The 25,761-nt window shown below is 62.4% G+C and carries 18 protein-coding genes; 6 read left to right on the top strand and 12 right to left on the bottom strand.

The features are described from left to right. The first annotated feature begins 10 nt into the window (after positions 1–10). The 3 genes from ABD928_RS15260 to ABD928_RS15250 are packed head-to-tail and all read left to right on the top strand — an operon-like array spanning position 11 to position 2,728. Complete coding sequence (locus ABD928_RS15260; RefSeq protein WP_345170088.1) at positions 11–1,189, top strand: acetyl-CoA C-acetyltransferase; 1,179 nt, start codon at positions 11–13, stop codon at positions 1,187–1,189. Beyond that, positions 1,186–2,409 (top strand): NAD(P)/FAD-dependent oxidoreductase, encoded by a 1,224-nt coding sequence (locus ABD928_RS15255; protein WP_187713959.1) that lies wholly within the window; start codon positions 1,186–1,188, stop codon positions 2,407–2,409. The genes ABD928_RS15260 and ABD928_RS15255 overlap by 4 nt, the downstream gene beginning before the upstream one ends. A gap of 1 nt (position 2,410) precedes the next feature. Beyond that, entirely contained in the window at positions 2,411–2,728 is a 318-nt protein-coding gene (locus ABD928_RS15250) for a 2Fe-2S iron-sulfur cluster-binding protein (protein WP_345170086.1), read from the top strand. An 11-nt stretch (positions 2,729–2,739) separates the two neighbouring features. On the opposite strand, the gene ABD928_RS15245 is transcribed toward ABD928_RS15250, so the two are convergent. The 6 genes from ABD928_RS15245 to ABD928_RS15220 are packed head-to-tail and all read right to left on the bottom strand — an operon-like array spanning position 2,740 to position 12,140. After that, complete coding sequence (locus ABD928_RS15245; protein WP_345170085.1) at positions 2,740–5,265, bottom strand: CehA/McbA family metallohydrolase; 2,526 nt, start codon at positions 5,263–5,265, stop codon at positions 2,740–2,742. Positions 5,266–5,277: 12 nt separating this feature from the next. Continuing rightward, the gene (locus tag ABD928_RS15240; RefSeq protein WP_187713958.1) at positions 5,278–5,979 is read right to left on the bottom strand and encodes a CoA transferase subunit A; all 702 of its coding nucleotides are present in this window, start codon (positions 5,977–5,979) and stop codon (positions 5,278–5,280) included. Next, positions 5,976–7,547 carry an aldehyde dehydrogenase family protein gene (locus ABD928_RS15235; protein WP_345170083.1) on the bottom strand — a complete coding sequence of 524 codons (1,572 nt, stop codon included), beginning with the start codon at positions 7,545–7,547 and terminating at the stop codon, positions 5,976–5,978. Before ABD928_RS15235 ends, ABD928_RS15240 begins: the two co-directional genes overlap by 4 nt. Beyond that, on the bottom strand, positions 7,544–8,734 hold the full coding sequence (locus tag ABD928_RS15230) for a P1 family peptidase (protein WP_345170081.1): 1,191 nt from the start codon (positions 8,732–8,734) through the stop codon (positions 7,544–7,546). Before ABD928_RS15230 ends, ABD928_RS15235 begins: the two co-directional genes overlap by 4 nt. Further along, positions 8,731–10,812, bottom strand: a complete 2,082-nt coding sequence (locus tag ABD928_RS15225) for an oxidoreductase (protein ID WP_345170079.1) — start codon at positions 10,810–10,812, stop codon at positions 8,731–8,733. The genes ABD928_RS15230 and ABD928_RS15225 overlap by 4 nt, the downstream gene beginning before the upstream one ends. Next, positions 10,809–12,140 (bottom strand): aspartate aminotransferase family protein, encoded by a 1,332-nt coding sequence (locus ABD928_RS15220; protein WP_345170077.1) that lies wholly within the window; start codon positions 12,138–12,140, stop codon positions 10,809–10,811. Before ABD928_RS15220 ends, ABD928_RS15225 begins: the two co-directional genes overlap by 4 nt. A 43-nt stretch (positions 12,141–12,183) precedes the next feature. Between ABD928_RS15220 and ABD928_RS15215 the strand changes: the two genes are divergently transcribed. Next, entirely contained in the window at positions 12,184–14,604 is a 2,421-nt protein-coding gene (locus ABD928_RS15215) for a M16 family metallopeptidase (protein ID WP_345170075.1), read from the top strand. On the opposite strand, the gene ABD928_RS15210 is transcribed toward ABD928_RS15215, so the two are convergent. From ABD928_RS15210 to aspS, 4 genes are all read right to left on the bottom strand, one after another. Beyond that, positions 14,593–15,948 (bottom strand): efflux transporter outer membrane subunit, encoded by a 1,356-nt coding sequence (locus ABD928_RS15210; protein WP_187715866.1) that lies wholly within the window; start codon positions 15,946–15,948, stop codon positions 14,593–14,595. The genes ABD928_RS15215 and ABD928_RS15210 overlap by 12 nt on opposite strands. 17 nt (positions 15,949–15,965) lie before the next feature. Continuing rightward, positions 15,966–19,163, bottom strand: coding sequence for an efflux RND transporter permease subunit (locus ABD928_RS15205; protein ID WP_345170073.1), 3,198 nt, complete (start codon positions 19,161–19,163; stop codon positions 15,966–15,968). A gap of 3 nt (positions 19,164–19,166) precedes the next feature. Then, positions 19,167–20,357: an efflux RND transporter periplasmic adaptor subunit gene (locus ABD928_RS15200; protein WP_425569729.1), complete on the bottom strand. Its 1,191-nt coding sequence runs from the start codon at positions 20,355–20,357 to the stop codon at positions 19,167–19,169. A gap of 108 nt (positions 20,358–20,465) precedes the next feature. After that, positions 20,466–22,241: an aspartate--tRNA ligase gene (aspS, locus tag ABD928_RS15195; RefSeq protein ID WP_345170071.1), complete on the bottom strand. Its 1,776-nt coding sequence runs from the start codon at positions 22,239–22,241 to the stop codon at positions 20,466–20,468. 99 nt (positions 22,242–22,340) lie between these two features. Between aspS and rnd the strand changes: the two genes are divergently transcribed. Together rnd and ABD928_RS15185 are read left to right on the top strand one after the other, a co-directional pair. Then, positions 22,341–23,522 (top strand): ribonuclease D, encoded by a 1,182-nt coding sequence (gene rnd, locus ABD928_RS15190; RefSeq protein WP_345170069.1) that lies wholly within the window; start codon positions 22,341–22,343, stop codon positions 23,520–23,522. After that, positions 23,515–23,799, top strand: coding sequence for an I78 family peptidase inhibitor (locus ABD928_RS15185; protein ID WP_187713955.1), 285 nt, complete (start codon positions 23,515–23,517; stop codon positions 23,797–23,799). The genes rnd and ABD928_RS15185 overlap by 8 nt, the downstream gene beginning before the upstream one ends. Here ABD928_RS15185 and ABD928_RS15180 read toward each other — a convergent pair. Together ABD928_RS15180 and ABD928_RS15175 are read right to left on the bottom strand one after the other, a co-directional pair. After that, on the bottom strand, positions 23,796–24,419 hold the full coding sequence (locus tag ABD928_RS15180) for an HdaA/DnaA family protein (protein WP_345170066.1): 624 nt from the start codon (positions 24,417–24,419) through the stop codon (positions 23,796–23,798). The two genes, ABD928_RS15185 and ABD928_RS15180, sit on opposite strands and share 4 nt — an antisense overlap. After that, positions 24,416–25,714 (bottom strand): heavy-metal-associated domain-containing protein, encoded by a 1,299-nt coding sequence (locus ABD928_RS15175; protein ID WP_345170064.1) that lies wholly within the window; start codon positions 25,712–25,714, stop codon positions 24,416–24,418. Before ABD928_RS15175 ends, ABD928_RS15180 begins: the two co-directional genes overlap by 4 nt. Between the last annotated feature and the right edge of the window lie 47 nt (positions 25,715–25,761).

Genomic DNA, 25,761 nt, shown 5'->3' with positions numbered 1-25,761 from the left:
AGGAACATAAGTGGCGGAAGCCTATATCGTTGAAGCAGCCAGAACCGCCGGTGGAAAGCGCGGCGGAGCTCTGAAGGACTGGCACCCGGCGGACTTGGGAGCGCAGGTGTTGAATGCGCTCGTGGACCGCAGCGGAGTCGATCCAGCCGCGATCGACGACGTCATCGTCGGCTGCGTCAGCCAGGTCGGAGAACAGAGCTTCCACGTCGGGCGCAACCTCGTGCTCGCGTCAAAGCTCCCGGAGAGTGTCCCCGCCGTCAGCATCGACCGGCAATGTGGAAGCAGCCAGCAGGCGCTCCACTTCGCCGCTCAGGCCGTGATGAGCGGAACGCAGGATCTCGTCATTGCCGCAGGGATCGAAAGTATGACGCGCGTGCCCATGGGTACGCCGTTCATGCTGCCGATGCAGGCCGGCTTGGGCGTTGGGCCATGGAGCGAGGCGATCAAAGATCGGTTCGGAGTCACTGAATTCAGCCAGTTCACCGGCGCGGAGATGATCGCCCGCAATTACCAGATGACCCGGGAGACTCTCGATCGCTTCGCGCTTGAGAGTCACCGAAAGGCAGCCGCCGCTACCGAGGCCGAAAAATTTGCCCTGGAGATCGTCCCTGTGACCGTGGTCGACCCCGAAGGCCAGGAGCGTGAGCACGTGCGCGATGAAGGCATCCGTTACGACGCGTCGATGGAGGGGCTCGCAAGTCTGAAGACCCTCAAGCCCGATGGAGTGATCACCGCAGGCAATGCGAGTCAGGTCTGCGACGGAGCCTCTGGCCTTCTCATCGCCAGCGAGAGGGCGCTCAAGGAGCATGGATTGACCCCGATAGCGCGCGTGGACGCTTTGGCCGTCACGGCGGGCGACCCGGTGATTATGCTGATGGAGCCGGTACCAGCGACGCGGCGAATCTTGGAACGGTCGGGTCGAAAGCTTGAGGATATTGACCTATTTGAGGTGAACGAGGCTTTCGCCACCGTGCCACTAGCGTGGTTGCACGACATCGGAGCTGATCCCACTCGCTTGAACGTCAACGGTGGCGCAATCGCTCTAGGCCATCCCCTCGGCGCAACTGGGACCAAGCTTATGACAACGCTGGTGCACGAGCTCCGGCGACGCGGAGCGCGTTTCGGCCTTCAGACCATGTGCGAAGGCGGCGGCATCGCAAATGCCACGATCGTCGAGGCGCTTCATTGACGCATTTCGACGTCCTGATCGTCGGGAGTGGGCACGGCGGTGTGCAGACCGCCGCCGCGCTTCGCCATCTCGACTTCCATGGCAGTATCGGGATCGTCACGGCGGAGAGCGATCTTCCTTATGAACGTCCTCCCTTGTCCAAGGACTATCTCGCCGGCGAAAAGCCATTCGAAAGCATCCTCTTTCACCAGCCGCACTTTTGGGCGGAGAAGAAGATCGAGCTGGTCCGCGGCCATGACATCATCGCGATTAACGCAATGGACCGAATTGCTGTCAGCGCCTCCCAAGAATTTGGATACAGCAAGCTCGTTTGGGCCGCCGGCGGCCAGCCACGCCGGCTCTCCTGCGGCGGCAGTCATCTCGAAGGCCTGCACACGATCCGTACGCGGGCAGATGTCGATCGGCTGCGCGGCGAACTTCAGGCCGCAAACCGCGTCGTTGTCATCGGCGGCGGCTACATTGGCCTGGAGGCGGCAGCAGTCCTCGTCTCGGCGGGCAAGCAGGTGACCGTAATCGAAGCGCTGGACCGCCCGCTTTCGCGCGTTGCTGCAGGACCGATCAGTGACTTCTTTGTCCGGGAACATGAGGCGCGCGGCGTCGATTTTCTGATGAATGCGACCGTCACGTGCATCGAAGGCTCGTCGGGACGGGTCGCTCGAGTTCTTCTCGGTGATGGCTCGACGGTCGATGCGGACATCGTCATCGTGGGAATTGGAATTCAGCCGAGTGTCGAACCGCTGATCGAGGCTGGTGCTGAAAGTTCCAACGGCGTGCTCGTCGATGAATGCTGCCGAACGAACCTTCCGGATGTTTTCGCGGTTGGTGATTGCGCGCTTCACCATAACCCGTTTGGGCCGAATTATCCGGTACGCGTCGAGTCCGTCCAGAACGCGACGGACCAGGCAATGACGGCCGCGAAGTCCATCATCGGGCAGGCAGAACCCTACCATGCGACGCCATGGTTCTGGTCGCACCAGTTTGACGTCAAGCTCCAAACGGTTGGGCTGAATGCCGGTTATGACGACTTTCTGGTTCGCGGAGATGCATCGAGCGATCGTTTCAGCGTGCTCTATTTCCGGAACGAGCGTCTAGTTGCCTTAGACTGCGTCAACTTGGTCAGGGACTATGTCCAGGGCCGCAAGCTCGTCGAACAGAAGGCGCGATTCGACCGGGTCGCGCTGCAAGACGACTCCGTTCCACTCAAATCATTGGTTGCCTGACATGCCAATCATTCACGTTACGACCCGCGACGGAAGCCAGCAGGACGTGACCGCAACAACCGGTCGATCACTGATGGAAAACCTGCGCGGCGGTGGCATCGAGGAGATTCTCGCCTTGTGCGGTGGGAATTGCTCATGCGCGACCTGCCACGTCTATGTCGACGAGTACTGGCTAGCGCGCTTGCGGCCGATGGGCAGCGACGAAGACGACCTCCTGGATAGCGCCGATGCGCGCCAGCCGAACAGCCGGCTCTCCTGCCAAATCCCGGTGACCGACGATCTGAATCATTTAAGGGTCACGGTCGCCCCCGAGGAATGAGGGGTTGGCTCTTACTTTGCTAGCGCTTCGAATCTATTCTTCGCATCGCGCAGGTACGAAAGGGTTTCACTCCTCTCTCGATCGTTGCGGAAGTCCGTCCTGCTTTCCGCATCTGCGATCACGCGATCCAGCCAGGCTGAGAAGTAAAGTGCGTCAGCCGGGGCACGAGGAGCCCCGCCCGGAAGCTCGAGATATATCGGGCTCGTCGTCGCGTAGGGGTAGAGGTCCAGCACCTGCGGATCGGAGTCGTCATTCCAGGCGCGAAGGACAATCCACCCGCCCTCGCTGATCTTCAGCTCGCCCTCAAAGTCCGATTTCCGACGATCGCCGCTTAAGGTGAAAGTTTTCACCACCTTGCCGTTCTGGACGAGCTCAAGATGATCGACGCTGACTGGCGACCGTAGCGCAACGCGGTAGTGCATCACGCCTGGGCCGTGGCTCACCACGGTGCCACCAGGACGCTTACCTTCGAGTTCGAACCCCAGCATTGGTCCATTGCTGGCGAAGGTTCGGCCCGCCTTCAGTGCCGCTTCCAATGCTTCCGGGTTCAGTTCTCCGCCAGTTTCGAGAAACACCCGGTTCATCCCGACAGGGCCTCGGAGCGAGGCATAATTGGCCATCGCATCCGTCCCGGCGCCTGCCGGTATCCGAAAGCCCAGATTGAGCAGTCGATACCAGATGTTCGCTGTCGACTTGTGATCCGAAAAACCGACAATCTCGATGTAATCGACCTTGTTGTTGATGACGTCCGCCGGAAGCTCGTTGGACAGCGATTTCTCCTTAGCCGGATCGATCACCCAGTCGTACGGATGGACATATCCGACCAGCGCCCCCTGCGCGTGAGCCAGGTCGCTGACCTTCCCATTGTATGGGTACGGGCTTGCGAGCGCCGTGTGGCGATAGGCTGAGAAGTCGGGTGTCAGAACATGATCCGATAGACCGAGCAGGCCGAGATGCCCCCAGTAGCTGGTGTGGAATTCCTGCGAATGCATGACTAGCGTGCCGGGAGTGCTGGCTGGATCGCAGCCAACGGGAATACCTATGTCCGGTATCCGCTCCTCCTTGTTGACGATGAGGTTGTAGACTGCGTCGAGGTCTTCAGATTGGGCCTGGGCAGTCAAGTTGGCCGGCGTGTTCCGGTAGGCGCCTCCGTAGTTCATGTGCACATGGAGGTCGGCGCTTCGGAATTTCCCGAAAGCGGTGGGCAGGTCGTTCAGTTCTAAGCGAGCCGACAGCAGCTTTTCGAAACCTGCTTTCAGCTCGACGCTCTCTTGCCACGGCAGATAGCGGAAGCCTCGCTGAACCCAGACGGTCGTTTTGCCCGCCGGAGCTTCCAGGACGCAGCGCCCAGGGCAATGGAAATAGTGCATTTCGGCGGCCTGCAGCTTCCGGTTGAAGCCATCGTCGGCATGCATCCAGCCATTCGCCGAAGCGATCGCCCGGCCATCGCTCCCGATGACAGCAACGCGGGCCGGCACGCTCGTCCCGTGCTCGTCCCGAATATCGATGACCAACCGCGCCTGCGGTGACTTGAATCGGCGCGACTTGGGGATGACCTGGAGGGTCTGCCCCCCATAGTAATCCCGGACTGCGAGACTGGTATTCCCGCTTTCGTTGCTGATGTAGGCGATGCGTTCGCCGTCCGGCGACCAGCGCGCGCTGGATAAGTCGAATTCGCCGAACGTGAGCGGAAGCGCGGCCGCACCTTCGGGGGTCGTCAACCAAAGCTGCCGCCACTGGCGGCCGTGGTAGCTTGCGAACAGGACCTGCTTGCCGTCGGGCGACATCTCCGGACGGGCACTCCAGCTCGTCTCTTCACTCAGGATTCGTCGACGATCGGCCGGATCGTCGACGGCGACCGACCAGATGTCGCCGGTTCCCCAGGCAACCTCGTCATTTGTCACGTAGAGAATCCGTTTGCCGTCTGGTGTCCAGGACGGATTCAAGGCGTGATCGAAGGTCGAATAGTAATAGCGAGCGATCTTGCTCTGCCGCTCACCAAGCAATGGGCGAGAATTCGTCAAGCCGCCGGGGCCGAGATCCGCGACGAAGAGGTTGAAGTGTCCTGTCCCCGTGGTCGACACCCAGGCGATCCGCTTGCCGTCCGGTGAAATCCGCGGCTCGACGTTCACCGCACCGCCCGAAGTCAGCCGCTGCTCACGGCCTGAAGCAAGATCCAGACGCCAAAGCTCAAGGCCGGTCCCGTCATAACGGGTGAACAGCACAGAGCGTCCGTCCGGCGAGACATCGGGCTGATAGTCGCAGGCAGCGCGGGGATGCGTCAGCTCGGTCGCTTCTTCAGAACCGATCGCCTGCCGCCAGAGGGAGCCGCCCATCGAATAAATCAATGTCTTGCCATCGGGTTCGAACGCGACGCTCGAAGGACCGGTGGTTAGCTGCGGGATGTAAAGCTCGCGCCAATAGTAGCTATGCGGCAGGTCGACCTGCTTCAGCACCGGCTCTCGTTCAGCCCTTGCGCCGACCGTCAGCCCGAAAGCCAGTGCCGCAATCAATGCCAGTTGTAGCCAGGCCCGCATCGGCACCGCTCCCTACTCCCGAGGCCTCACCGTCAACTTCTCGATACGCTTTTCGTTGGTCGTGCTCTTCACGATTCGATGGACATAGATTCCCGGCGTGTGGACGCAGTCAGGATCAATTTTCCCGGCTTCGACAATTTCCTCGACCTCCACGACGGTGGTTCTTGCGGCCGTCGCCATCACGGGATTGAAGTTGCGGGCGGTCTTGCGGAACTGAAGGTTGCCCTCCGTATCCGCACGCCAAGCCTTGATGATAGACAGGTCAGCTCGAAGCCATGTCTCGCGAACGTAGTGATGGCCTTCGAACGTCTCCTGCGGCTTTCCATCCGCCACGACAGTGCCGACGCCCGTTGCAGTAAAGAAGGCGGGAATACCGGCGCCCCCTGCCCTGATCCGCTCTGCCAGTGTTCCCTGGGGATTAAACTCGAGTTCCAGCTCTCCGGACAGATACTGCTGTTCGAACAATTTGTTCTCGCCGACGTAGGACGAGATCATCTTCCGAACCTGCCGCGTTTGCAGAAGATGCCAAAGACCGAAGCCATCGGCACCGGCGTTGTTCGAAATGATCGTGAGGTCCTTGACCCCCGCGGCCTTAATCTCGGGGATCAGGCTTTCAGGATTCCCCGAGAGGCCGAAGCCACCGGACATGATCGTCATGCCGTCGTGCAGAAGGCCGGCGAGCGCGGCTTTGGGACTGTCGTAAAGCTTGTTCACTGCGCGTCGAACACCGTGTGACTCTGTTCGCGCATGAACTGCGGCACATACCAGCTGCCAAGACCGCCCTTCCCGGTCGTTCCCGACCCCTTCCAGCCGCAGAAGGTCTGGAAGCCGGGCCAGGCACCGGTGGTCGCTCCGGCCGCCCGGTTGGCATAGAGTACCCCCGCCTCGATCCTGCTAAGGAACAGATCAAGTTCCTGCTCGTCCCGCGTGTAGACACCGGCTGTCAGGCCGAAGGCGCTCCGGTTCGCATCCGCAATGGCTTCATCCAAATTGTCGAACGGGATCAGGCTGACGAAGGGCAAGAAAAGCTCGTCGCGGTTGATCCAGTGGTCACTTGGTAGGCCGGTGACGATCGTCGGCTCTACATAAGCACCGCCCTCGAACAGGCCGCCCTCAAGCCTCTCTCCTCCCCGGACGATCGAACCGTCGAATGCCGCAGCCGCCGTTGCCTTGCCGAAGCGATCCAGTGCCTTGTCATTGATGACCGGCCCCATGAATACGTTAGCCTGTCGAGGGTCGCCGACCGTGAGCTTGCCCGTCGTCTCTACCAGGGCTTCCTGGAAGCCTTCGAATATTGATCGGTGGACATATGCCCGCGATGCCGCACTGCATTTCTGGCCCGACAAGCCAAACGCCGAACGCGCGACGCCCGTCGCGGCCAGAGCCAGGTCTGCGTTGGCGGTCACGAATGCGGGGTTCTTTCCGCCCATTTCCGCAAGGACCGGACGCGTCGCCTGTGAGGTCACGGCATGCCTCAGGATGGTCATGCCTACGGCGTTCGATCCCGTGAACGCGAAACCATCGATACCTGCGTGCCTGGCCAGCAGCTCGCCCGTTTCGCGCCCGCCTTGGACGAGATTGAGCACGCCGGGCGGTAGGCCGCCCTCGACGAGCGCTTCGACGACCAGGCGACCCGTTAGACCAGCGGCATCGCTGGGCTTCAACACTACGGTGTTCCCCGCCACGAGCGCCGCCGACATCATGCCCACCGACAGCGCGACCGGGAAGTTGAACGGCGCGATGACCGCGAACACCCCGTAGGGCCTGAGAACCACGCTGCACTTCTCGGCAGCGGACGCCCCCGGACGGTCTTCGCGGAAGCCGTCCGTTCGCTCCATCTCGTTGCAGTAATGACGTAGAAGGTCGATCGCTTCCTCGACCTCGCCGACCGCTTCGAGCCGCGACTTTCCGACCTCGATCAGGCACGCAACGGAAAGGTCCCACTTGCGCTCCTCCAGCACGTCGGCCGCGGCACGGAGGATCCCGACGCGCCTTGGCCATCCCATCGCGCGCCACGACGGATAAGCCGCCTGCGCCGCTTCGACCGCGTCGTCGATCATGCCGTGGTCGGCTTGAGGGAAATCGCCGAGGATGAGGCTGTAGTCGATCGGGCTTCGAGCAGTGACGATCTGGCCTTCAGGACGATCCTCACCGCCGATGAAGCTGGGACGAATATTCTCCAGCAAGCGCGCCTCGACCTCGGGAATGATCGCGTCGAGATGGGCATGGACCCCTGAGAAGTCCTCGCCGGTGTTGGAATATGTAACGCGGGGAAGGTTCATGGTTTTCGCTCTTCCAGCCTGCCGAAGCGTTTCAGGATCGCTTGAAGCTCGCCGTGCGGCAGAGCATACATCGTGTACCCGTCGGCACCCGTCGAAGTTCGGGCGGCGACCAGCGCATTCACGATCGCCTCCTCGGTAGCCTGTACGGTTGCTTCGAAAACCGCGTTCACCTCAGTGTCGGCAATCGGCGTGAGCGGCGACGGTGCTTTCTGGTCCGGTCCGTTCACGGACTCCGGCACGGTGGAGAAGGCGACGATCAGGTCCCCCGAAGAGGTACCCGAATAGGAACCCAGGCGAGCGAGGCCGAGCGCAGCGCGCTTTGCCACCCGGTTAAGCTGGACCGGCATCAATGGAGCGTCAGTCGCGACGACGATGATGATGGATCCGCTATCGGGAAGCGCCCTGCCTTCGGTACCGCATTTCGGCGTCTGATCAGGCCGGGACTGCCGCGGATCGTAACATGGCAGCCAGCTGTTCTGGAGGTTGCGGCCAACGGGAACACCCGCGATGCGGAGCACCTTTCGATCGCCCGTGTTGCACTGGACGAGCACGCCCACGGAATAGGACTTTGCGCCTGCGGTAATTGCACGAGACGACGTTCCGATTCCGCCCTTGAAGCTGAAACAGTGCATGCCGGTGCCACCGCCGACGACACCCTCTTCAACCGGGCCACTTTTTGCGGCGTCGAGCGCGGCTTTGGCTGTGGCGGGCCGAACGTGGAATCCGTTGATGTCGCTTTGCCAGCCGTCCCAGGTTTCGGCGACGACTGGATAGACGGCCTCCCCGCCGTGCTGGACTGCCCATTCCTGGATACCGGCGTAGACGTGACCAATGGCGTTGCTGCTGGTGATGCCGATCGGGCCGCTGATCGTTCCGAAATCCTGCATGTAGGCGAGGCCGGTCATTTCGCCGTTGCCATTGAGATTGAAATAGCCGCCATAGACTGGCTTCAGATTGCCGTGACCGCGGGGGAAGACGATCGTGACGCCAGACCGAACTGGCCCCTTCCCTACGATAAGTGGGCCCTCGCCCTCGACCAGTGTCTTCTGTCCGACTTCGACGCCGGGAACGTCGGTGATTGCGTTCAGCGGTCCCGGCGTTCCCTCGAATGGAATCCCAAGATCGCGGGCGCGGCCTTCTGCCTGCGTGGCGACGGCGATTGCCAGGAACGCGACCAAGGCCCTCATGTCGTGACCTTCACCCTCCCTGACTCGATCATCGGCAATTCACGCGGGATGATGATTTCCGGCGCTTCATCCAGCCCGCGCGCCCACTTGTGACCGGTGTATACGGCTTGCTGGATGGTGCTTGGGGCCCAGCAGTCGCCGACGCGCGTGATCGAGGCGATCCCTGCGCCTTCCCACCGGTCCTTCACCTCCTCAAGTGAAAGGTACAAATTCTCGTCGGGCAGGCGAGCGGTTACGGTTACCAGTGATGCGCAAGGGCGCTCGTGTTGCTCTCCGGTCAGCGCGTTAACCAATTTCACCTTACTGCCGTCGAACCCGACGACGCTCGCGTAGGTCACGACATCAATTCCCAGCCGGGCGATCCGCTTGGCGATCGGTACCGCTTCCAGCGTGTTCACTGTCCAGGCCGATAGCGTTGCCGCTGGCGTGACCAACGTGACCTCCAAGCCCGCTGCCCTGCATTGCTCTGCGAGGACGCCGCCCATGTAGTAATGGTCGTCGTCCCAGATGATTACCGGACCCGCTGTTGGGAGCCGCCCACTCATCAAGTCGTCGGGCGAATAGACGTTTGCACCACCGAAGCCAGGCACCGCGAAACCAGAATCGCGGCCGACGCCGTCGCTTCTCCAAGTCGAACCGGTGGCCAAGGCAACGTGCCGGGCACCAAATTCGAGGACGTGCTCGGCCTCAAGCGCGCTCTCGCGGTAGATCGACACATTTCCCATCCGCTCAAGCTGGCCCACCCGCCAGTCGCGCACCCGCGCCCATTCTGAAAGCCCCGGAAGCTTGCTCTCGCGCGTCACGCGTCCGCCGAGTTCGGACGTCGCTTCGGCAAGATGCACTTCGAAGCCCCGACGTGCCGCAGCAAGAGCTGCCTCGAGTCCCGCCGGCCCGGCGCCGACGACGAGAACCGATCCTTCCGACTTTTTCGGCGGGATGATTTCAGGGTGCCAGCCGCGTCGCCATTCCTCCCCCATCGTCGGGTTCTGCGTGCAGCGGAGATTCGTCGAGGTATAGTCGCTCGAAACGCACATGTTGCAGCCGATGCACTCACGGATGTCGTCGATGCGTCCTTCCTCGATCTTCTTCGGAAGGAAGGGATCGGCGATCGACGGTCGCGCCGCGCCGATGAAATCGAGAATGCCGCGACGGATTTGCGACACCATCGTGTCCGGCGAAGTGAACCGTCCGACGCCCACGACCGGCTTGGTCGTCAGCGACTTCACGAAGCTCGTGTACTGCTCCTGGAAGCCTTCCTTGGCGAAGCGGGACGTCTGGCTGTCATTCGGCCAGGTCGAGATGTTGACGTCCCACAAATCGGGGAGCTCGGCGAGCATGGCGATCACATCGCGAGCCTCGCCGTCATGGGTAAGGCCGGCATCACCCATCAGCTCATCGGCAGCAATCCGCACGGCCACGGCGCATCTGTCGCCGACAGCGTCCTTGGTGTCCTCGATCAACTCTCTGAGCAGTCGCGCTCGGTTCTCCAGGCTTCCGCCATATTCGTCGATCCGGTCGTTCTTGCGCTTCTCAAGGAATTGCTGCGCGATCGAGAGGTCGTGCGTCGCGTAGACATAGACGATGTCGAAGCCCGCCGTCTTCGATCGGATCGCCGCATCGCGATGCCAATTCCGAAGGTCGCGAATGTCCTGCTTGTCCATTCGGCGTGCCTGGACGGGCGAATAATAGATGATCGGGCGATGCGAGGCCCCGAGCGGCGCTAGACGCGTCCCCCAGTTCGCGGTTGAAGCCCCGTGGTGCATGATCTCGATCGCCGCCAGCGCGCCATGCTCATGCACCGCCTCCGCCATGAGCGCCATCGCCGGGACGTCGCGATCATCCCAAAGGCGCCCTTCGTGAAACGGCTCGCAATCCCCGGTGGGATGGATCTCGGTCTCTTCGGTCGCGACGACCGCCCATCCGCCCTCGGCCTTGATCCCGCGGAGCCGCGCGAGGGTTTCAGGCTGCGTCCAGCCGATGCCGGTGCAGTGTGGCACCTGGTAGAAGCGATTGCGCGCGGTCACCGGTCCAATGCGGACTGGCTCGAACAAGATGTCGTAGCGTGGATCGCGGGTCATGAGGGCAGTATCGAATCCATCGTTTGAACAAGCAGGTCGACGATCATTTCGAGTTCGTCGTCAGTAACGTTGTACGGCGGCGCCAGCAGGATGTGATCGCCGATGCGACCATCGACCGTCCCCCCGCCGGGATAAATGAGGAGGCCGCGCTCAAAGGCATCGGCCTTGGCGCGCTGATGCATGACCAGAGCGGGATCGAACGGCTCCTTGCCCTGGCGGTCGGCGACGAGTTCGAGAGCCACCAGCAGTCCCCTGCCGCGAATGTCGCCGACATTTGGATGGTCGCCGAAACGCTCGAACAGGAGTTGCTGCAGCCGTTCACCGGCTGCCACGATCCGCCCCAGAAGGCCCTCGCGGCGAATAACCTGCTGGACAACAAATCCCGCGGCACATCCGACCGGATGCCCGTTGTAGGTCTGGCCATGCTTTAGGGCACCCGACCCCTGCGCGACGGCATCGTAAACCTCGCTCGTGCACATCACCGCGCCGATTGGCTGGTAGCCCGCCCCAAGTCCCTTCCCCAAAGTGACGATGTCGGGAACGACGCCGTCCTGCTCGCAAGACAGGAAAGTCCCTGTCCGCCCACTTCCGCACATGACCTCGTCGAGGATCAACAGCACGCCATGCCGGTCGCAGATCTCGCGAATGTGCTTGAGATATTCTCCGGCTGGAGGAACGGCGCCGGAAGTCGCTCCGACAACCGTCTCCGCGATAAACGCCATGACGGTTTCGGGGCCCAGTGACTGAATCTCCTCTTCGAGAGCTTGAGCGGCCCTGAGGGCGTAGATCTCCGCGCTCTCCCAGGCCTCGGCAAAGTGATATTCGAAGCAAGGCTCTATCACGGCGACGTCGATCAGCAGCGGCTCGTACGGCGTCCGCCTCCAGATACTCCCGCCCGCGGCAAGCGCTCCAAGAGTATTGCCGTGGTAGCTCTGGCGGCGGGCGATCAAGCGGCACCGACCGGGATCGTCGCGTTCCAGATGGTACTGGCGCGCAAGCTTCAGCGCGGCCTCAATCGCTTCCGATCCACTGCCGGTGAACCAGACCCGATCGAGGGAACCGGGCGACTGCTCAACCATGATTGAAGCAAGCTCCTCGGCGGCATCGGTCGTGAAGAATCCCGTGTGCGCGTAGGCGAGACGTTCCGACTGGCGCGCAATCGCTTCGATCACTTCCGGGTGGCCGTGGCCGAGGCACGATACTGCCGCGCCGCCGCAGGCATCGACGAAACGGCGCCCGTTCGCATCGAAGATGTAGAGCCCATCGCCCCGGTCGGCGATCGGCGGGGCGGCCGAGGTGAAGCGATGAAAGACGTGCCCCGCAATCATTACGCTAGACTAACGTCTACAGCTTTGGCTTCAATGCCGCTTGATGAAAGCGATCACTGCGCTCCTGACGTCGGCGGCAATGGCCATGGCTTCACCCGCGGTCGCGAAACTCGATCTCGATCGGGCCTCCGTAAGCCACCTGCCTAATGGTCTGACCGTCATCATGCTGGACGACCACAGCTTTCCCGTGGTCAGCGTGCAGATGCTCTACAAGAGCGGCTCCGCCGCAGAGGTGACGGGCAAGACAGGCCTGGCACACTTTCTCGAGCATCTCGCATTTCGTGCCAGCGAGAACTTCCCGTATGCCGCGGCCACAGAGCTGATCTACGACGCCGGCGGTGAGTGGCACGGCTACACCGCGATGGACCAGACGACTTATTTCGCGACCATGCCAAAGGACGGACTGGAGCGGCTTCTCAAGATCGAGGCCGATCGAATGGCTCGGACGACGATCGATCCGGCAGCCATCGCGATCGAGAAAGGCGCGGTAGTCACCGAGCTGCACAGCTACGAGAACGACCCGGCAGGAGTCCTGCAGGACGCCGTCGTTCGTACGGCGCTCCAGTCGCACCCATACGGTAGCCCGATGGCGGGTTATGTCAGCGATGTCGAGCGGCTGACGATCGACGACGCGAGGACCTACTACGCGAGCCACTACGCGCCGGGAAATGCGGTACTAGCCATCGCTGGGGATTTTGATCCCGCCAGCGCCAGCGCGCTTGTCGCGAAAGCGTTGGCCGACGTTCCCGCAAGATCGGTCACCGTTCCGCATTACACGGCGGAAGCACCGCAGCACGGAGAGAGGCATTTCCGCCTGCTCGGAGCGGTCGACAAGCAGTATTTCCAGCTGGCCTTCCCAGCTCCGGCTGCAACGAGCCTCGACTTTCCTGCTTTCCTGCTTCTTCAGCAGATTCTCGCCGGCTCGCCTGGACTGAATCCCAGGCAGAGCGGCTGGTCCGGCAGCCCAGCCGTCGAAGGGTCGCGGCTGTCAGGCACAACCGCGGATATCGCGACATGGCTGCCGGCCACGCATGACCCGTTCCTGTTCACGATCAGCGGCTCGATCGATACAAAAGCAACTCAAGCGGAACTTGAACGAGCACTCGCCGGCAAGATTGCGCTACTGCGTGACCGGCTGGTGCCGGATGCCGAGATGGCTGCCGCGAAGAATTCGTTGCTCCGGGTTCTCGACGAAGACGTCCTCACGACGGAAGACGCGGCGCATCAGCTCGCATTCTTTGAAGGAATTGGCGCGCTCGACGCCCTTCTTACCCTGCCAAAGGCCGTCGAACGGGTGAGCCCGACGGACTTGCAGCGGGTCGCACGTGCTTATCTGACGCCGGACAAGCTCACAGTCGGGTGGATGGTCCCCGGCCACTCACAACCCGCTGCGTTGGGAGTGGGTAGCCCGAAGTCAGCTAACGACCGCGTCGGCTCCAGTGCACAATCCGTGCCCGTACAAGCTCCGCAGCTTCGTCGTCTGTCAGGCGGCCTGCCAGCCATCGTGCAGATTAGCCCGCTGTCGGACACAGTCGTTGTTGAAATGCTGCTTTCTCGCCCTGCATCCCAAGGCGATGCTCCGGCGGACCTCGCGGGATTGGGGACGGTGGCGCGATCAGGATCTCCGAAGGATTTGGCAAAGCTTATCGATGAGGTTGCTGCCGGCGCAAAGTCCGGTCCCGCGTCTCCGGAGGTGAAAAGCGAGGATCCAGAGACGCGGCTTCAACAGCTCATGGCGAACGGGATGCTGCCCCATGCCAGCAGTCCCCCCGAGCCAATTGCCGTCATTGTTAGCGGAAACGTCGAACCAGAAGCGGTTGTGACGTCCCTCGAAAAGTCACTGGGCGGGGTCGCGGGAGGTCAGCTCATCGGGAGGCAGGACAGTAAGCAATGGGCCCCGAAAAGGATCATCGAGCATATCGCCAAACCTCTGGCTCAAGGTGGTTTAGGCTATGTGGTCGAAGGGCCCCCTCCCGGCACCCGGGGGGCGCTCGCGTGGCGGATGCTGCTCTATGTTCTGACGCACGATTATTCGGGTCGGCTCGGCAATTCTGCAATCCGTGACAAGGGTCTGGTCTATCACATCTACAGCTCTTTCAGGAGCAACGGACGGCAGAGCTGGGCAACGATCTCAACCGGCGTCGATCCGGACAAGGCTGACGCGATGGAAACCGAGCTGCGTGCTCAACTCGCCAGGCTGGCGAGTCAGCCCCCAACCGCGGCGGAGACGGACTCAGCGAGGGGTCACCTGCTCGGACGCGATATCAGCGCAGCTCAAAGCAATGACGAGATCGTGGCCAAGCTTGCGCGCGAGTTCGTCGAAACGGGCGGGCTACGCTCGCACGAACAGCTGCGCACTCAATTGGAAGCAGTCACCCCTTCGGACCTTGCTCAGGCAGCCGGGCAATTCACCAAGGGCACCATCATCCGCGTCGACGTGGGGCTTAAGCCCTCATCCAAGTGACGAATCCCCGCCCAGCGAGCGATAAAGCTCCACAAGATTGCTGGTGGCTTCCAGGCGGCTAAGCACGAGCGTGCGCTGCGCCGAATAGAACGAACGCTGCGCATCGAGGCTGTTGAGGAAGCTATCGATCCCGTTCCGATATCGAGCTTCGGTGAGCAGGTAGGTGTCTGCAGCGGCTTCGCGCTGAGCCTGGCGAGCCCGCAACTGTTCATCGATAGTGCCGCGGCGGGCTAGCGCATCCGAAACCTCCCGGAACGCTCGCTGAATCGTCTGCTGGTAGGTCGCGACAGCGGCGGCTTTCTGCGCTTCGGTCAGTCGGACGTTTGCCCTCCCCGCACCGCCCTGGAAAATGGAATAGGTCGCATTTCCGGCAGGGCTCCACTGAAAAGCGCCACCACTGAAGAGGCCCGCGATCGACGTGCTCGCGAACCCGAGGAGTCCGGTCAGAGTGATTCGCGGAAATAGAGCTGCCCGTGCAGCGCCGATTTGCGCATTGGCCGCACGAAGCTGGTACTCCGCCTCGACGACATCGGGACGCCGCAGGAGGATCGTCGAATCCAGTCCTGCCGGGAGTTCCTTCACGGTCGGCGCAACCTGATCGATCGAGGCCGGAAGCAGCGAAGGGTCGATCTCCGCGCCGACTAGCAGGCGAAGCAGGTTTACGTCTTGGGCAAGCGCAGTCCGCTGGTCCGCAGCGTCTGCCTTCGCCGCCTCGAGGATCTGCTGTGCCTGCCGAAGGTCTGTCCGCGGAGCGATACCGCCTTCCAGCCGTGCTCGAGTCAGTCGAACGCTCTTCTCTGCGCTGGCGACAGTGTCTTCGGCGATCTTCAGAAGGCTCGCGTCCGCCGAATAGGTTAGCCAGGCGCTGGCGATGTCGGACACCAGCGAAAGGCGCGTTGCCCGAGCCGCGGACTCGGTTGCGAAATAGCGATTGCGCTGGACATCCGTCAGCGATCTGAGCCGTCCGAAAAGGTCGAGCTCGAACCCGGAAATGCCGACGCCAACGTCGAATCGGGTCGAAACATCGTTGCTGTCGCCGGTGCCGCTTGCTCCAGCACTGGCATCGACCTGAGGCAGTTGCTGTGCCCGCTGGATGCGAACCTGCTCGCGAGCCGTCGCGATATTGGCGGCCGCGATCAACAGGTCGCGATTGTTCACTAGGGCCTGGCCGATCAAGGTCTGCAACCGCGGATCCGTGAAGATATCGCGATATGTAACCGCCGGCAGCTCTGCTTCCGTCTGCCGAAGATAAGCGTCCCCTTGCGGCCAGGATGCGGGAATCGCCGAATCCGGTCGCACATACGCGGGCTGCATCGACGCGCACCCGGTCGCCAGAAGCGCCATCAGGCCGGCGACTTTCCTCAAGCCAGTGAATCCTTCCGATGGCTCATCCGCTCGCGGACGGCCGCAAGCCCATCACGCACTCCGCGCCGCACCAGCACGAAGAAGAGCGGGATGTAGAAGATGGCGAGGATGGTTGCCGTCAGCATTCCGCCGATCACCGACGTCCCGATCGCAATGCGGCTGTTCGCGCCGGCGCCGGTCGACAAGGCCAAGGGCATGACTCCGAAGATGAAGGAGAAGCTCGTCATCAGGATCGGGCGAAGGCGGATTCGTGCTGCCTCGAGCGCGGCGTCGATGACCCGCATGCCCTTTTTTTCGCCCTGCTCGGCGAACTCGATCATCAGGATCGCGTTCTTCGCCGCCAGGCCCATCGTCGTGAGCAATCCAATCTGCAGGTAAACGTCGTTCTCCAATCCCCGAAGCGTCACCGCGAAGATCGCCCCAACCAGGCCCAGGGGAATGACGAGCAGGACCGCCAGGGGAATCGACCAGCTTTCGTAAAGCGCGGCGAGGCACAGGAAGACCACCAGCAGCGACACGGCATAAAGCAAGGGTGCCTGCCCCGACGACAGCCGCTCTTGATAGGACTGGCCGGACCAGGCCACGCTGGTGCCTGGTATCGCGTCGGCCAGACGCTCCATCTCGTCCATCGCCTCGCCCGAACTGACGCCCGGCGCTGGCTGTCCCTGGAATTCCGCTGCGGGAACGCCTTGAAAGCGCGTCAAGCTGCTCGGCGCCGTATCCCACCCCGCGGCGGCGAACGATGAGAATGGCGCCATCTCGCCGCTATTCGAGCGAATGTACCACTGCCCAAGGCTCGACGGGTCCGACCGGTATGAAGCGTCGCCCTGAACGTAGACGCGCTTCACGCGGCCCTTGTCGATGAAGTCGTTGACGTACCGACCACCCCAGGCCGTCGACAACGTATTGTTGATGTCCGTCTGATTGAGCCCGAGGGCCGTCAGCTTCTGCTGATCGACGTCGATCTTGTAGGTCGCGACGTCAGGAAGGTCGCTGAGCCTGACCGACGCCAGCTTGGGATTGGAATTGGCTTCCTGAAGGAGCCGGTCGCGAGCGGCAAGGAACTGCTCGCGGCTCATGCCGCTCCGGTTCTGGAGCTCCATCGTGAAGCCGCTGGACTGTCCGAGGCCACGGATCGCGCCGGGAACCAAAGCGAAAACCTGAGCATCGCGGAATCCGCGAAATGCACCTTGCGCGCGCTCGACGACCGCATCGGCGGTATTTTCCTTGCCGTGGCGCTCGTCCCAGGGTGCGAGGTTGAGGAAGCCCTGGCCCGTATTCTGTCCGACCGCACCACCACCGCCGCCGCCTCCGGCCACGGTGAACAGGGTCTGCATGTTCTTGGCCTCATGGCCGTACAGATAGTCCTCCACGCCACGGAGAACCTCTAGCGTCCGGTTTTGGGTTGCGCCTGGTGGCAGGCGAACCTGAAGACTGGCGGCGCCCTGGTCCTCATTGGGGAGGAAACCTGTCGGCAAGCGGTAAAACATGACGATCAGGAGAGCCACGATCACGCCGTAGATCGCGAGGAACAGCCACTTGCGATCGATCACCCGCACAATTGCGCCGCGATAGCTGACGACCATCCGATCGAAGCGGGTGTTGAAGCCGTTCCGCGCGGAGGTTAGAAACGAACCGACTTGCGGGAATGCGCGGTCGAGCCAGCTCGGTCCTTCGCCCTCCTCCTCGGAACGTTGTCGGAGCAACGTTGACGTCAGCGCCGGACTGAAGATCAAAGCCACCAGCACTGACAGGACCATTGCGGAGATGATGGTCAGCGAGAATTGCTGGTAGATAACGCCGGTCGACCCGCCGAAGAACGCCATAGGGAGGAACACGGCGGACAGGACCATCGCGATCGCAATCAGTGCAACCTGGATTTCCTTCATGGACTCGATGGTCGCTTCGCGCGGCGTCATACCCGGATTTTCGTCCAGAAGTCTCTCGACGTTCTCGACCACCACGATAGCGTCGTCGACGAGCAGGCCGACCGCCAACGTCAGCCCGAACAACGTCATCGTGTTGATCGTGAAGCCTGTCATGTAAAAGACGGCGAACGTACCCATGAGCACCACCGGAATGGCGATCGCGGGCACCAGGAGAGCGCGCCAGTTCTGCAGGAAGATGAAGATGACGAGGATGACGAGGATGATCGCCTCAATCAGCGTCTTCACGACTTCGTCGACCGACAGCTTGATGAAGTTGGTCGTGTCGTTGGCGTAGGCGAGCTTGAGGCCCTCAGGGAAATTCTCGGAAAGCTGTTCGACGCGTGCCTTGACGAGGTCGGCCGTTTCGAGCGCGTCGGCGCCGGGAGCCAGGGAGATTGCGATGCCCGCACCCGGATGGCGATTCACGCGGACTACTGCCGCGTAATTCTCAGCGCCAAGTTCGATCCGCGCCACGTCGCCGAGGCGAACGGTCGCCCCGCTCGGGTCGGTCTTGAGGATGATGTCCTGGAACTGCTCGACGGTCTGTAACTTCGACTGCGCCGTCACTGTGGCGTTGAGCATCTGTTCTTGAGGAGATGGCAGCCCGCCAACCTCGCCGGCGGCCACTTCGGTGTTCTGCGCCTGGATCGCCGAGACCACGTCACCCGGCATGAGCGAGAACGCCGCCAGGCGCTGGGGATTGAGCCAGATGCGCATCGCGTGAGGCGCGCCAAACACGTTCACGTCGCCGACGCCTGGAATACGCGAGAGCGGATCCTGCAAATAGGACGAGAGATAGTCCGACACGTCCATGTTCGTGCGCTGGTCGGTCTCGTCATATAGCGCGACGATCAGCAGGAAGTCGGGGTTCGACTTGGTGACCCTGACACCCTGCTGCTGAACCTGTGCCGAAAGCCGCGAGATAGCTTGCTGGACCTGGTTCTGAACCTGGACCTGCGCTGTGTCGGGATTGGTGCCCTTCTCGAAGACCACCGAGATGTTGACCTGCCCGCGCGAGCTGGATGTCGACGTGAAATAAAGTAGCCCGTCAATGCCGGTTAGCTGTTGCTCGATGATCTGGGTGACGCTGTTCTCGATCGTCTCCGCCGACGCACCAGGATAGCTCGCACGGATGTTGACCTGCGGCGGAGCGATGTCCGGGTACTGCTGGATCGGCAGGCCGAAAATCGACGCGACCCCCGCAAGCGTGACCACGATCGCGAGGACCCACGCGAAGATCGGACGATCGATGAAGATGCGCGACAAAGGCTATCCGCCTCGCCGGCCTTGACCGTTCGCCCCTGCGCCCGGCTTCCCGGGATCGATCTTTTGCTTCGTATCGGCCGGGACCGGCTTCAGCGCAGCGCCAGACCGCAGATTTGCCGTGCCCTGGGTGATGATCTTGTCGCCCGGATTGAGACCCGACGACACGACCCAGTTCTCGCCGAAGGTTCTCTCGGCCGTGACCTTGCGGCGTTCCGCCTTGTTGCCGGCGCCGACGATGAAGACGAAGGCGTCGCCACCGATGTCCCGCTGAAGCGCTGCCTGCGGCACGAGGAAGACGCTGGGATCCACCGCTTGTGTGAAGAGCGCCTGGACGAACATCCCCGGTAGCAGGACACCCTGCGGATTGGGAAAACGCGCCCGAAGGGTCACGGTGCCCGTGCTTTCGTTCACCATGACTTCGGAGAATTCAACGGTGCCGGTGTAGCCGTAGTCGGTACCGTCCTCGAGTTTCAGGCGGACCTGTGTGCTACCCGGAGCAACTCCGCCGGAGGACAGCGCCCGCTTGAGCTTGGTCAGATCGGCGCTCGACTGCTGGATATCGACGTACATCGGGTCGAGGCGCTGGATGACCGCTAATGGGTCGGCCTGGTTGGCCGTCACCAACGCGCCGACAGTTGAAAGGGAGCGTCCGATGCGACCGCTGATCGGCGCCGGGATGCTGGTGTAGCGCAAGTTGATGCGGGCGGTGTCCAGCGCGGCGCTGTTCTGTGCGACCGAAGCTCGCGCCTGGCGAGCCTGAGCCGCTGCATCGGTATAGTCCTGCTTCGAGATGGCCTCCATCTCGGCAAGAGGCTTGTACCGGTTCGCTCGCACCTGGGCGGCGTCGAGAGTAGCGCGGGCGGCTGCAACATTCGCCTGCGCCTGGTTGACGGCCGCGCGATAGAGGCTCGGATCGATTTGGTAGAGCGGCTGGCCCTGACGAACGTAAGAGCCCTCGGTGAAGTAGCGGCGACGGATGACGCCGTTGACCTGGGGACGAACTTCGGAGCTCTCAAAGGCCACGGTGCGTCCACCAAGCTGGCTCTGCAGCGGCACCGCCGTCCGCTGCACTACCACGAAGCCGACTTGCGTCGGCCCCTTTTGCTGGTTCTGGGCATCGGATTGCGAACAGCCGGCCAGAAGGGCGAAGGCAACCGGCACAGCCAGCAGGATACGCTTACGAATCGCGTGCACGGGTTGCGGTCTAGGCAGCTAGGTTGTTGCCCTCAATTGCATTTCGTCGACGCGTACCGTGCTTTTGTGGAAGCCTCGTGACAATCACGAAGCATCGAGAAAGGCCCGTCAATTGTGCTCGACGACCCTGATGTGAAGTTCCTTGAGCTGCTTCGGCATGACTGTCGCAGGAGCGTTCATCATCAGATCTTCCGCTTTCTGATTCATCGGGAAGAGGATGACCTCGCGAATGTTCGGCTCGTCGGCCAGCAGCATGACAATGCGGTCAATGCCCGGGGCCGAACCGCCGTGCGGCGGTGCGCCGAACTTGAAGGCGTTGATCATGCCCGCAAAGTTCGTGTCGACCTCGTCCTTGGAATAGCCGGCGATTTCGAACGCCTTGTACATGATGTCCGGACGGTGGTTCCGGATCGCGCCTGAGCTCAGCTCCACCCCATTGCAGACGATGTCGTACTGCCAGGCGAGAATATCGAGCGGATCCTTGGTCTCCAGCGCCTCCATCTCGCCCTGCGGCATCGAGAATGGGTTATGCGAGAAGTCGATTTTCTTCTGCTCGTCATTGTACTCGAACATCGGAAAGTCGACGATCCAGCAGAAGCGGAACGAATCCTTCTCGATCAGGTCGAGCTGCTCGCCGACGCGCGTACGAGCTGCACCCGCAAGCTTGGCCGCTTCCGCTTCCTTGCCGGCGGCAAAGAAGATGCCGTCGTCCGGGCCAAGAGCCATGGCTTCGGCGATGCGGTTCATGCCCTCTTCGCCGTGGTTCTTGGCGATCGGGCCACCCCACTCACCGCCCTTGCGGGTTGCGTAGCCGAGACCGGCGTAGCCTTCGCTGCGAGCCCATTCGTTCATGTCGTCGAAGAACTTGCGGCTCTTTTCTGCGGTGCCCGGCGCGGCAACTGCACGCACGACGGCACCCTTTTCGACGAGGCCAGCGAACAGGCCGAAGCCGGAGCCCTTGAAGTGATCCGAAACGTCAGTGATCAGCAGCGGATTACGAAGGTCCGGCTTGTCGCTTCCGTACTTTAGCAGCGCTTCCTTATACGGGATGCGAACATATTCGCCCGCCGGAGTGACCGAGCGACCGTCGGCGAATTCCTCGAATACGCCCGACAGCACCGGCTCGATCGCATTGAACACGTCGTCCTGAGTGACGAAGCTCATCTCGAAATCGAGCTGATAGAACTCGCCCGGGGAACGGTCAGCGCGGGCGTCCTCGTCGCGGAAGCAGGGCGCGATCTGGAAATAGCGGTCGAAGCCCGCGACCATGATCAGCTGTTTGAACATCTGCGGCGCTTGCGGGAGCGCGTAGAACTTGCCCGGATGGACGCGGCTCGGGACGAGATAGTCGCGAGCACCTTCCGGCGAGCTGGCGGTCAGGATCGGCGTCTGGAACTCGGTGAAGCCCTGGTCGATCATGCGACGGCGGATCGAGCTGATCACTGCCGAGCGGAGCATGATGTTCGCGTGAACCTGCTCACGGCGAAGGTCGAGATAGCGGTACTTGAGGCGGATATCCTCAGGATAGTCCTGCTCTCCGGCAACCGGCATCGGCAACTCGGCCGCGGCAGACTGAACCACGACTTCCCGAGCGACGACCTCGATTTCGCCGGTCGGCAGCTTCTTGTTCACGACCTCGGCGCCGCGAGCGACGACGTCGCCGGTGATCGACACGACCGATTCGGCCCGCAGTGCATCGAGCTGCTCCAGCATCGGGCTTCCCGCGGCAGCAACGACCTGCGTGATACCGAAATGATCGCGGAGATCGATGAACAGGACGCCCCCGTGATCCCGCTTGCGATGAATCCAGCCGGAGATGCGGACGGACGAGCCTACGTCGGAAGCGCGGAGCTGGCCGCAATTATGAGTGCGATAAGGGTGCATTTGCCTGTCGATAGCGATGTTCGGAAATTCGGGGCGGCACTCACTGGCGCAAAGCCTTTTGTCAACCCGACGGCAGGTCGCTAAGGCCGCCTGAGACTCATGCACATACACCCACTGATTACCAAGTCCGAGGACTTGGCTACCCTTGTAGACCGCCTCGCCAAGCATCCTTTCGTCGCCGTGGACACCGAGTTCATGCGCGAGAATACCTATTGGCCGGATCTTTGCCTGATCCAGATCGCAAGCCCTGAGGAAGCGGCGGCGATCGATCCGAAGGCCGATATCGACTTGGGCCCACTGCTGTCGCTGCTGGTCGACAATCACGACGTCTTGAAGGTCTTTCACGCCGGCGGCCAAGACCTGGAAATCATCTACAATCTGACCGACAAGACGCCCGTGCCGCTGTTTGACACGCAGATCGCGGCGATGGCGCTCGGGCATGGAGAGCAGGTCGGCTATTCGAACCTGATTGAATCGATGCTTGGCCACAGCATCGACAAGGGCGCCCGATTCACGGACTGGAGTCGGCGGCCGCTCGACAAGAGGCAGATCGATTACGCCATCGCCGACGTCACGCATCTCGCGACCGTTTTCCCCAAACTCCTCAACCGTTTGAAGAAAACCGGGCGCGGTGGGTGGCTCGACGAGGAAATGGAGCGGCTCGCGAACCCTTCCAGCTTCGCCTTCGAGCCCGAGGATGCCTGGAAGCGGCTGAAGCTGCCCAGCCGCAATCCCGCGGTTCTCGGCCGCCTCAAGGCCCTTGCCGGATGGCGAGAGGTCGAAGCGCGGACCAAGAACATCCCGCGCGGACGGATCGTCAAGGATGACACCCTGGGCGAGCTTGCCGCTCACCCCCCCAAGACACAGGACGATCTTGGCAGGGTTCGTGGCCTCTCCGCCGGGTGGAGAACAAACGACATCGGTGCCCGCCTGATGGGGGCGCTGGAAACTTCCAGGCCGCTGGAGCAGGACGAATTGCCGGATCGCGAACCCCGCCGCCCGGGTCTGACCAAGGACGCCGCGCTCGTCAGCGATCTTCTCAAGCTCCTTCTCAAGATCCGTTCCAAGGAAGCCGGTGTCGCCCCTCGGCTGATTGCGCGGTCGGACGATCTCGAAGCTTTGGCCGCGGGCGTGCGGTCTGGCCTGAACATCCTCGATGGTTGGCGTTTCGAAGAATTCGGCAGGGATGCGCTTGACCTTGTCGAGGGCCGGCTCGCTTTCGCCATCGAGCACGGCAAGCTAAAGATGAGCAGGCTGGAGAAGGAGTCCGTTGATGCGTAGCGCAATCGTCCTGGTCGCTTTGGCGCTCGGCGCCTGTGCCACCGCGAACGCCAATGATGCCGCGCCGAGTTCGGGAAAGTGCAGTACTGACAAGTTGGGCGCGTTCGTCGGCCGCGACGCGACATCGGACACCGCGGCAGAGCTTGTCCGCGAGTCGGGAGCGAAGGTGCTTCGCTGGGCACCAAAGGGGTCGATGCTGACAATGGACTTCCGGGAAGACCGGCTGACGGTCCATCTCGACGCCAACAACAAGATCGAGCGGCTCGACTGCGTCTAGGCGGCGTCGCCGATCATCCTCGCCTGTGACAACGCCCGGCGGATGGTTGGCATGGTGACTCGCGCCCGCTCCGCAATCGCGTAGCGATCGACTTCCTCGACAGCCCTCTCCGCCGTCCAATATTCGCGATTCAACCGCTCGGTCATGAAACGAAGTGCCTCCAGCGGCACGTGAAGCCCCCGGTCGGCGAACAAAAGCTGGATCAGCGCTTCGAACAGCTTGTCGTCCGGCTGGTTGATCGTCGCCACAGGCGTGATCGCAAGTCGAGTCCGCAAGTCCGGCAGCGCCGGCGACCATGCGGGCGGCGCCGAATTCGCGACCAGGATCACCGGATGGCCTGTGTCCTGCGCATCGTTCCAGGCGTGAAAGACCTCTTCCTCATCGTGGCTGTCGGCCTGGTCGATCACGCGGCCGTGAACCCGTTCGGCGAAGGTTCTCGCCAGCAGGGTGCGACCCGAACGGCGCGGCCCGGTCAGGACGGTCGCCTTCACCGGCCACATGCTCCATTTGCGGAAATGTTCGAACGCCTCGCGGTTGGCGTCAGAGACGATGAACCGGGTTTCACCTTCCGTCTGCGGCCAGTCGAGCGGAAGCGCGATCTGGTCCGCCCCCCTTTTCATTCGTTGCCTCTCGGCGCCTGACCCTGGGGAGCGGGTGGAGTGGCGGGCTGCGGCTGCGGCGGGGCCGGCTGCGGCTTGGGCGGCACCGGTGGGGGGAGCGGCGGAGGCCCGGCAGACCCCGTCGACATCCTCAACACGAAACCGTTCTGCTCGACGTTCCAACCGCGCGATCCGAGCGAGGTCCGCAAGTTTGCAATGTTTCCGCCACGGTAGGTTACGTTCACGTAGCTGACACCGCCGGGGTTGATGCTGACCGGCACGACCTGGTCGACGCCCGGCGACGTGCGCAGGTGGGCCATCGCGAAATTGTAGATGTTCACATCAGGCGAAACGATCTGGATCTGATACGCCCACGGCTGTGCCTGCTGAACCGGCGCTTCCTCCACGACCGGCGGCGGCGGGGGCTCGGGAATGTCGAGGGTGCGGTCGCGGACCAGCCTGCCGCTGGCCAGCGCATCGGCGAACAAACCGTCCATTCGCTGAACGCCTGCCCGCATGATCTGCAGCGTGCCTGCGCCAGCCGGTGCAGTAATCGTGAAAGTCACCACCGGCTGCTTGTCGGGGCCGTGATAGCCCGTGAAACGAGCGAAGGCCGGACCACCGGGGTAGGCGCGCTGAATCTGAACTTGGGCAACGAGAATGTCGGCCGCCCCATAGAGATCGATCAAGTTGCGCCACCAGCCCCGGCCGGGACGATCGACTTGGGCGGCATTGACCAGCAGCGGGTCGATGCCCTGCCCGCTCACGCGGACATAGTCGATCGGGCTCTGAGCCGTTCTGAACTCGGCCCAGGCGCGCTGCCACGGATTGCGAAGCTCGACCGTCGTCGCGGTGCCCCCGGTCACGAGCACCGGGATCAGCAGCATCGGCACGGATCGGCGAACGTCCCCACCTACGCCCAACAATTCCGCGGATCGCGCCCGGTCGAACTGAATGCCTAAATCGGCGATGTAGCGATTGGGCCCGATCTGCTCTCGCTCCACAACGATCGAGCTGACAAGGTCGTCCAGCGTCGAGTCGGGTACCGTTGGAGCCTCGGAAATCGGGCGGTTGTGAGTTTTAGCCCAAAACGCCTTGAAGCCCTGCCGCTGGGCGACCCGCCAACCCTCGTACCGCGCGGACTGGCCGTCCTTGCCCGAAACGTCGACGTGAACTCCGGTGATTTCGAGCGTTCCCGAACTGTCGACTGGAGGGATTCCGCGGTCGCCACTTTCCATCTGCGCGTAGAGCACGCCGGAAATCCCGACGAGAGCGCACAGCGAGATCAGGAGGGCAACGAAGCGGCGGCGGAACATTCGCGGTGCCTTTTGACGATAACGGCGTGGAAATCCAAGCGGCTTGT

The sequence above is a fragment of the Sphingomonas daechungensis genome (assembly GCF_039543105.1).
Lineage (GTDB): Bacteria > Pseudomonadota > Alphaproteobacteria > Sphingomonadales > Sphingomonadaceae > Sphingomicrobium > Sphingomicrobium daechungense.
This window is presented reverse-complemented; position numbering and strand designations above follow the sequence as displayed.

What these genes read in the sequence shown, in the direction of transcription:
- ABD928_RS15175 (WP_345170064.1), bottom strand. Translation starts at nt 25,714, where the DNA reads ATGTTCCGCCGCCGCTTCGTTGCCCTCCTGATCTCGCTGTGCGCTCTC.
- ABD928_RS15230 (WP_345170081.1), bottom strand. Translation starts at nt 8,734, where the DNA reads ATGAGGGCCTTGGTCGCGTTCCTGGCAATCGCCGTCGCCACGCAGGCA.
- ABD928_RS15235 (WP_345170083.1), bottom strand. Translation starts at nt 7,547, where the DNA reads ATGAACCTTCCCCGCGTTACATATTCCAACACCGGCGAGGACTTCTCA.
- ABD928_RS15220 (WP_345170077.1), bottom strand. Translation starts at nt 12,140, where the DNA reads ATGATTGCGGGGCACGTCTTTCATCGCTTCACCTCGGCCGCCCCGCCG.
- ABD928_RS15215 (WP_345170075.1), top strand. Translation starts at nt 12,184, where the DNA reads ATGAAAGCGATCACTGCGCTCCTGACGTCGGCGGCAATGGCCATGGCT.
- aspS (WP_345170071.1), bottom strand. Translation starts at nt 22,241, where the DNA reads ATGCACCCTTATCGCACTCATAATTGCGGCCAGCTCCGCGCTTCCGAC.
- ABD928_RS15225 (WP_345170079.1), bottom strand. Translation starts at nt 10,812, where the DNA reads ATGACCCGCGATCCACGCTACGACATCTTGTTCGAGCCAGTCCGCATT.
- rnd (WP_345170069.1), top strand. Translation starts at nt 22,341, where the DNA reads ATGCACATACACCCACTGATTACCAAGTCCGAGGACTTGGCTACCCTT.
- ABD928_RS15210 (WP_187715866.1), bottom strand. Translation starts at nt 15,948, where the DNA reads ATGGCGCTTCTGGCGACCGGGTGCGCGTCGATGCAGCCCGCGTATGTG.
- ABD928_RS15185 (WP_187713955.1), top strand. Translation starts at nt 23,515, where the DNA reads ATGCGTAGCGCAATCGTCCTGGTCGCTTTGGCGCTCGGCGCCTGTGCC.
- ABD928_RS15180 (WP_345170066.1), bottom strand. Translation starts at nt 24,419, where the DNA reads ATGAAAAGGGGGGCGGACCAGATCGCGCTTCCGCTCGACTGGCCGCAG.
- ABD928_RS15245 (WP_345170085.1), bottom strand. Translation starts at nt 5,265, where the DNA reads ATGCGGGCCTGGCTACAACTGGCATTGATTGCGGCACTGGCTTTCGGG.
- ABD928_RS15250 (WP_345170086.1), top strand. Translation starts at nt 2,411, where the DNA reads ATGCCAATCATTCACGTTACGACCCGCGACGGAAGCCAGCAGGACGTG.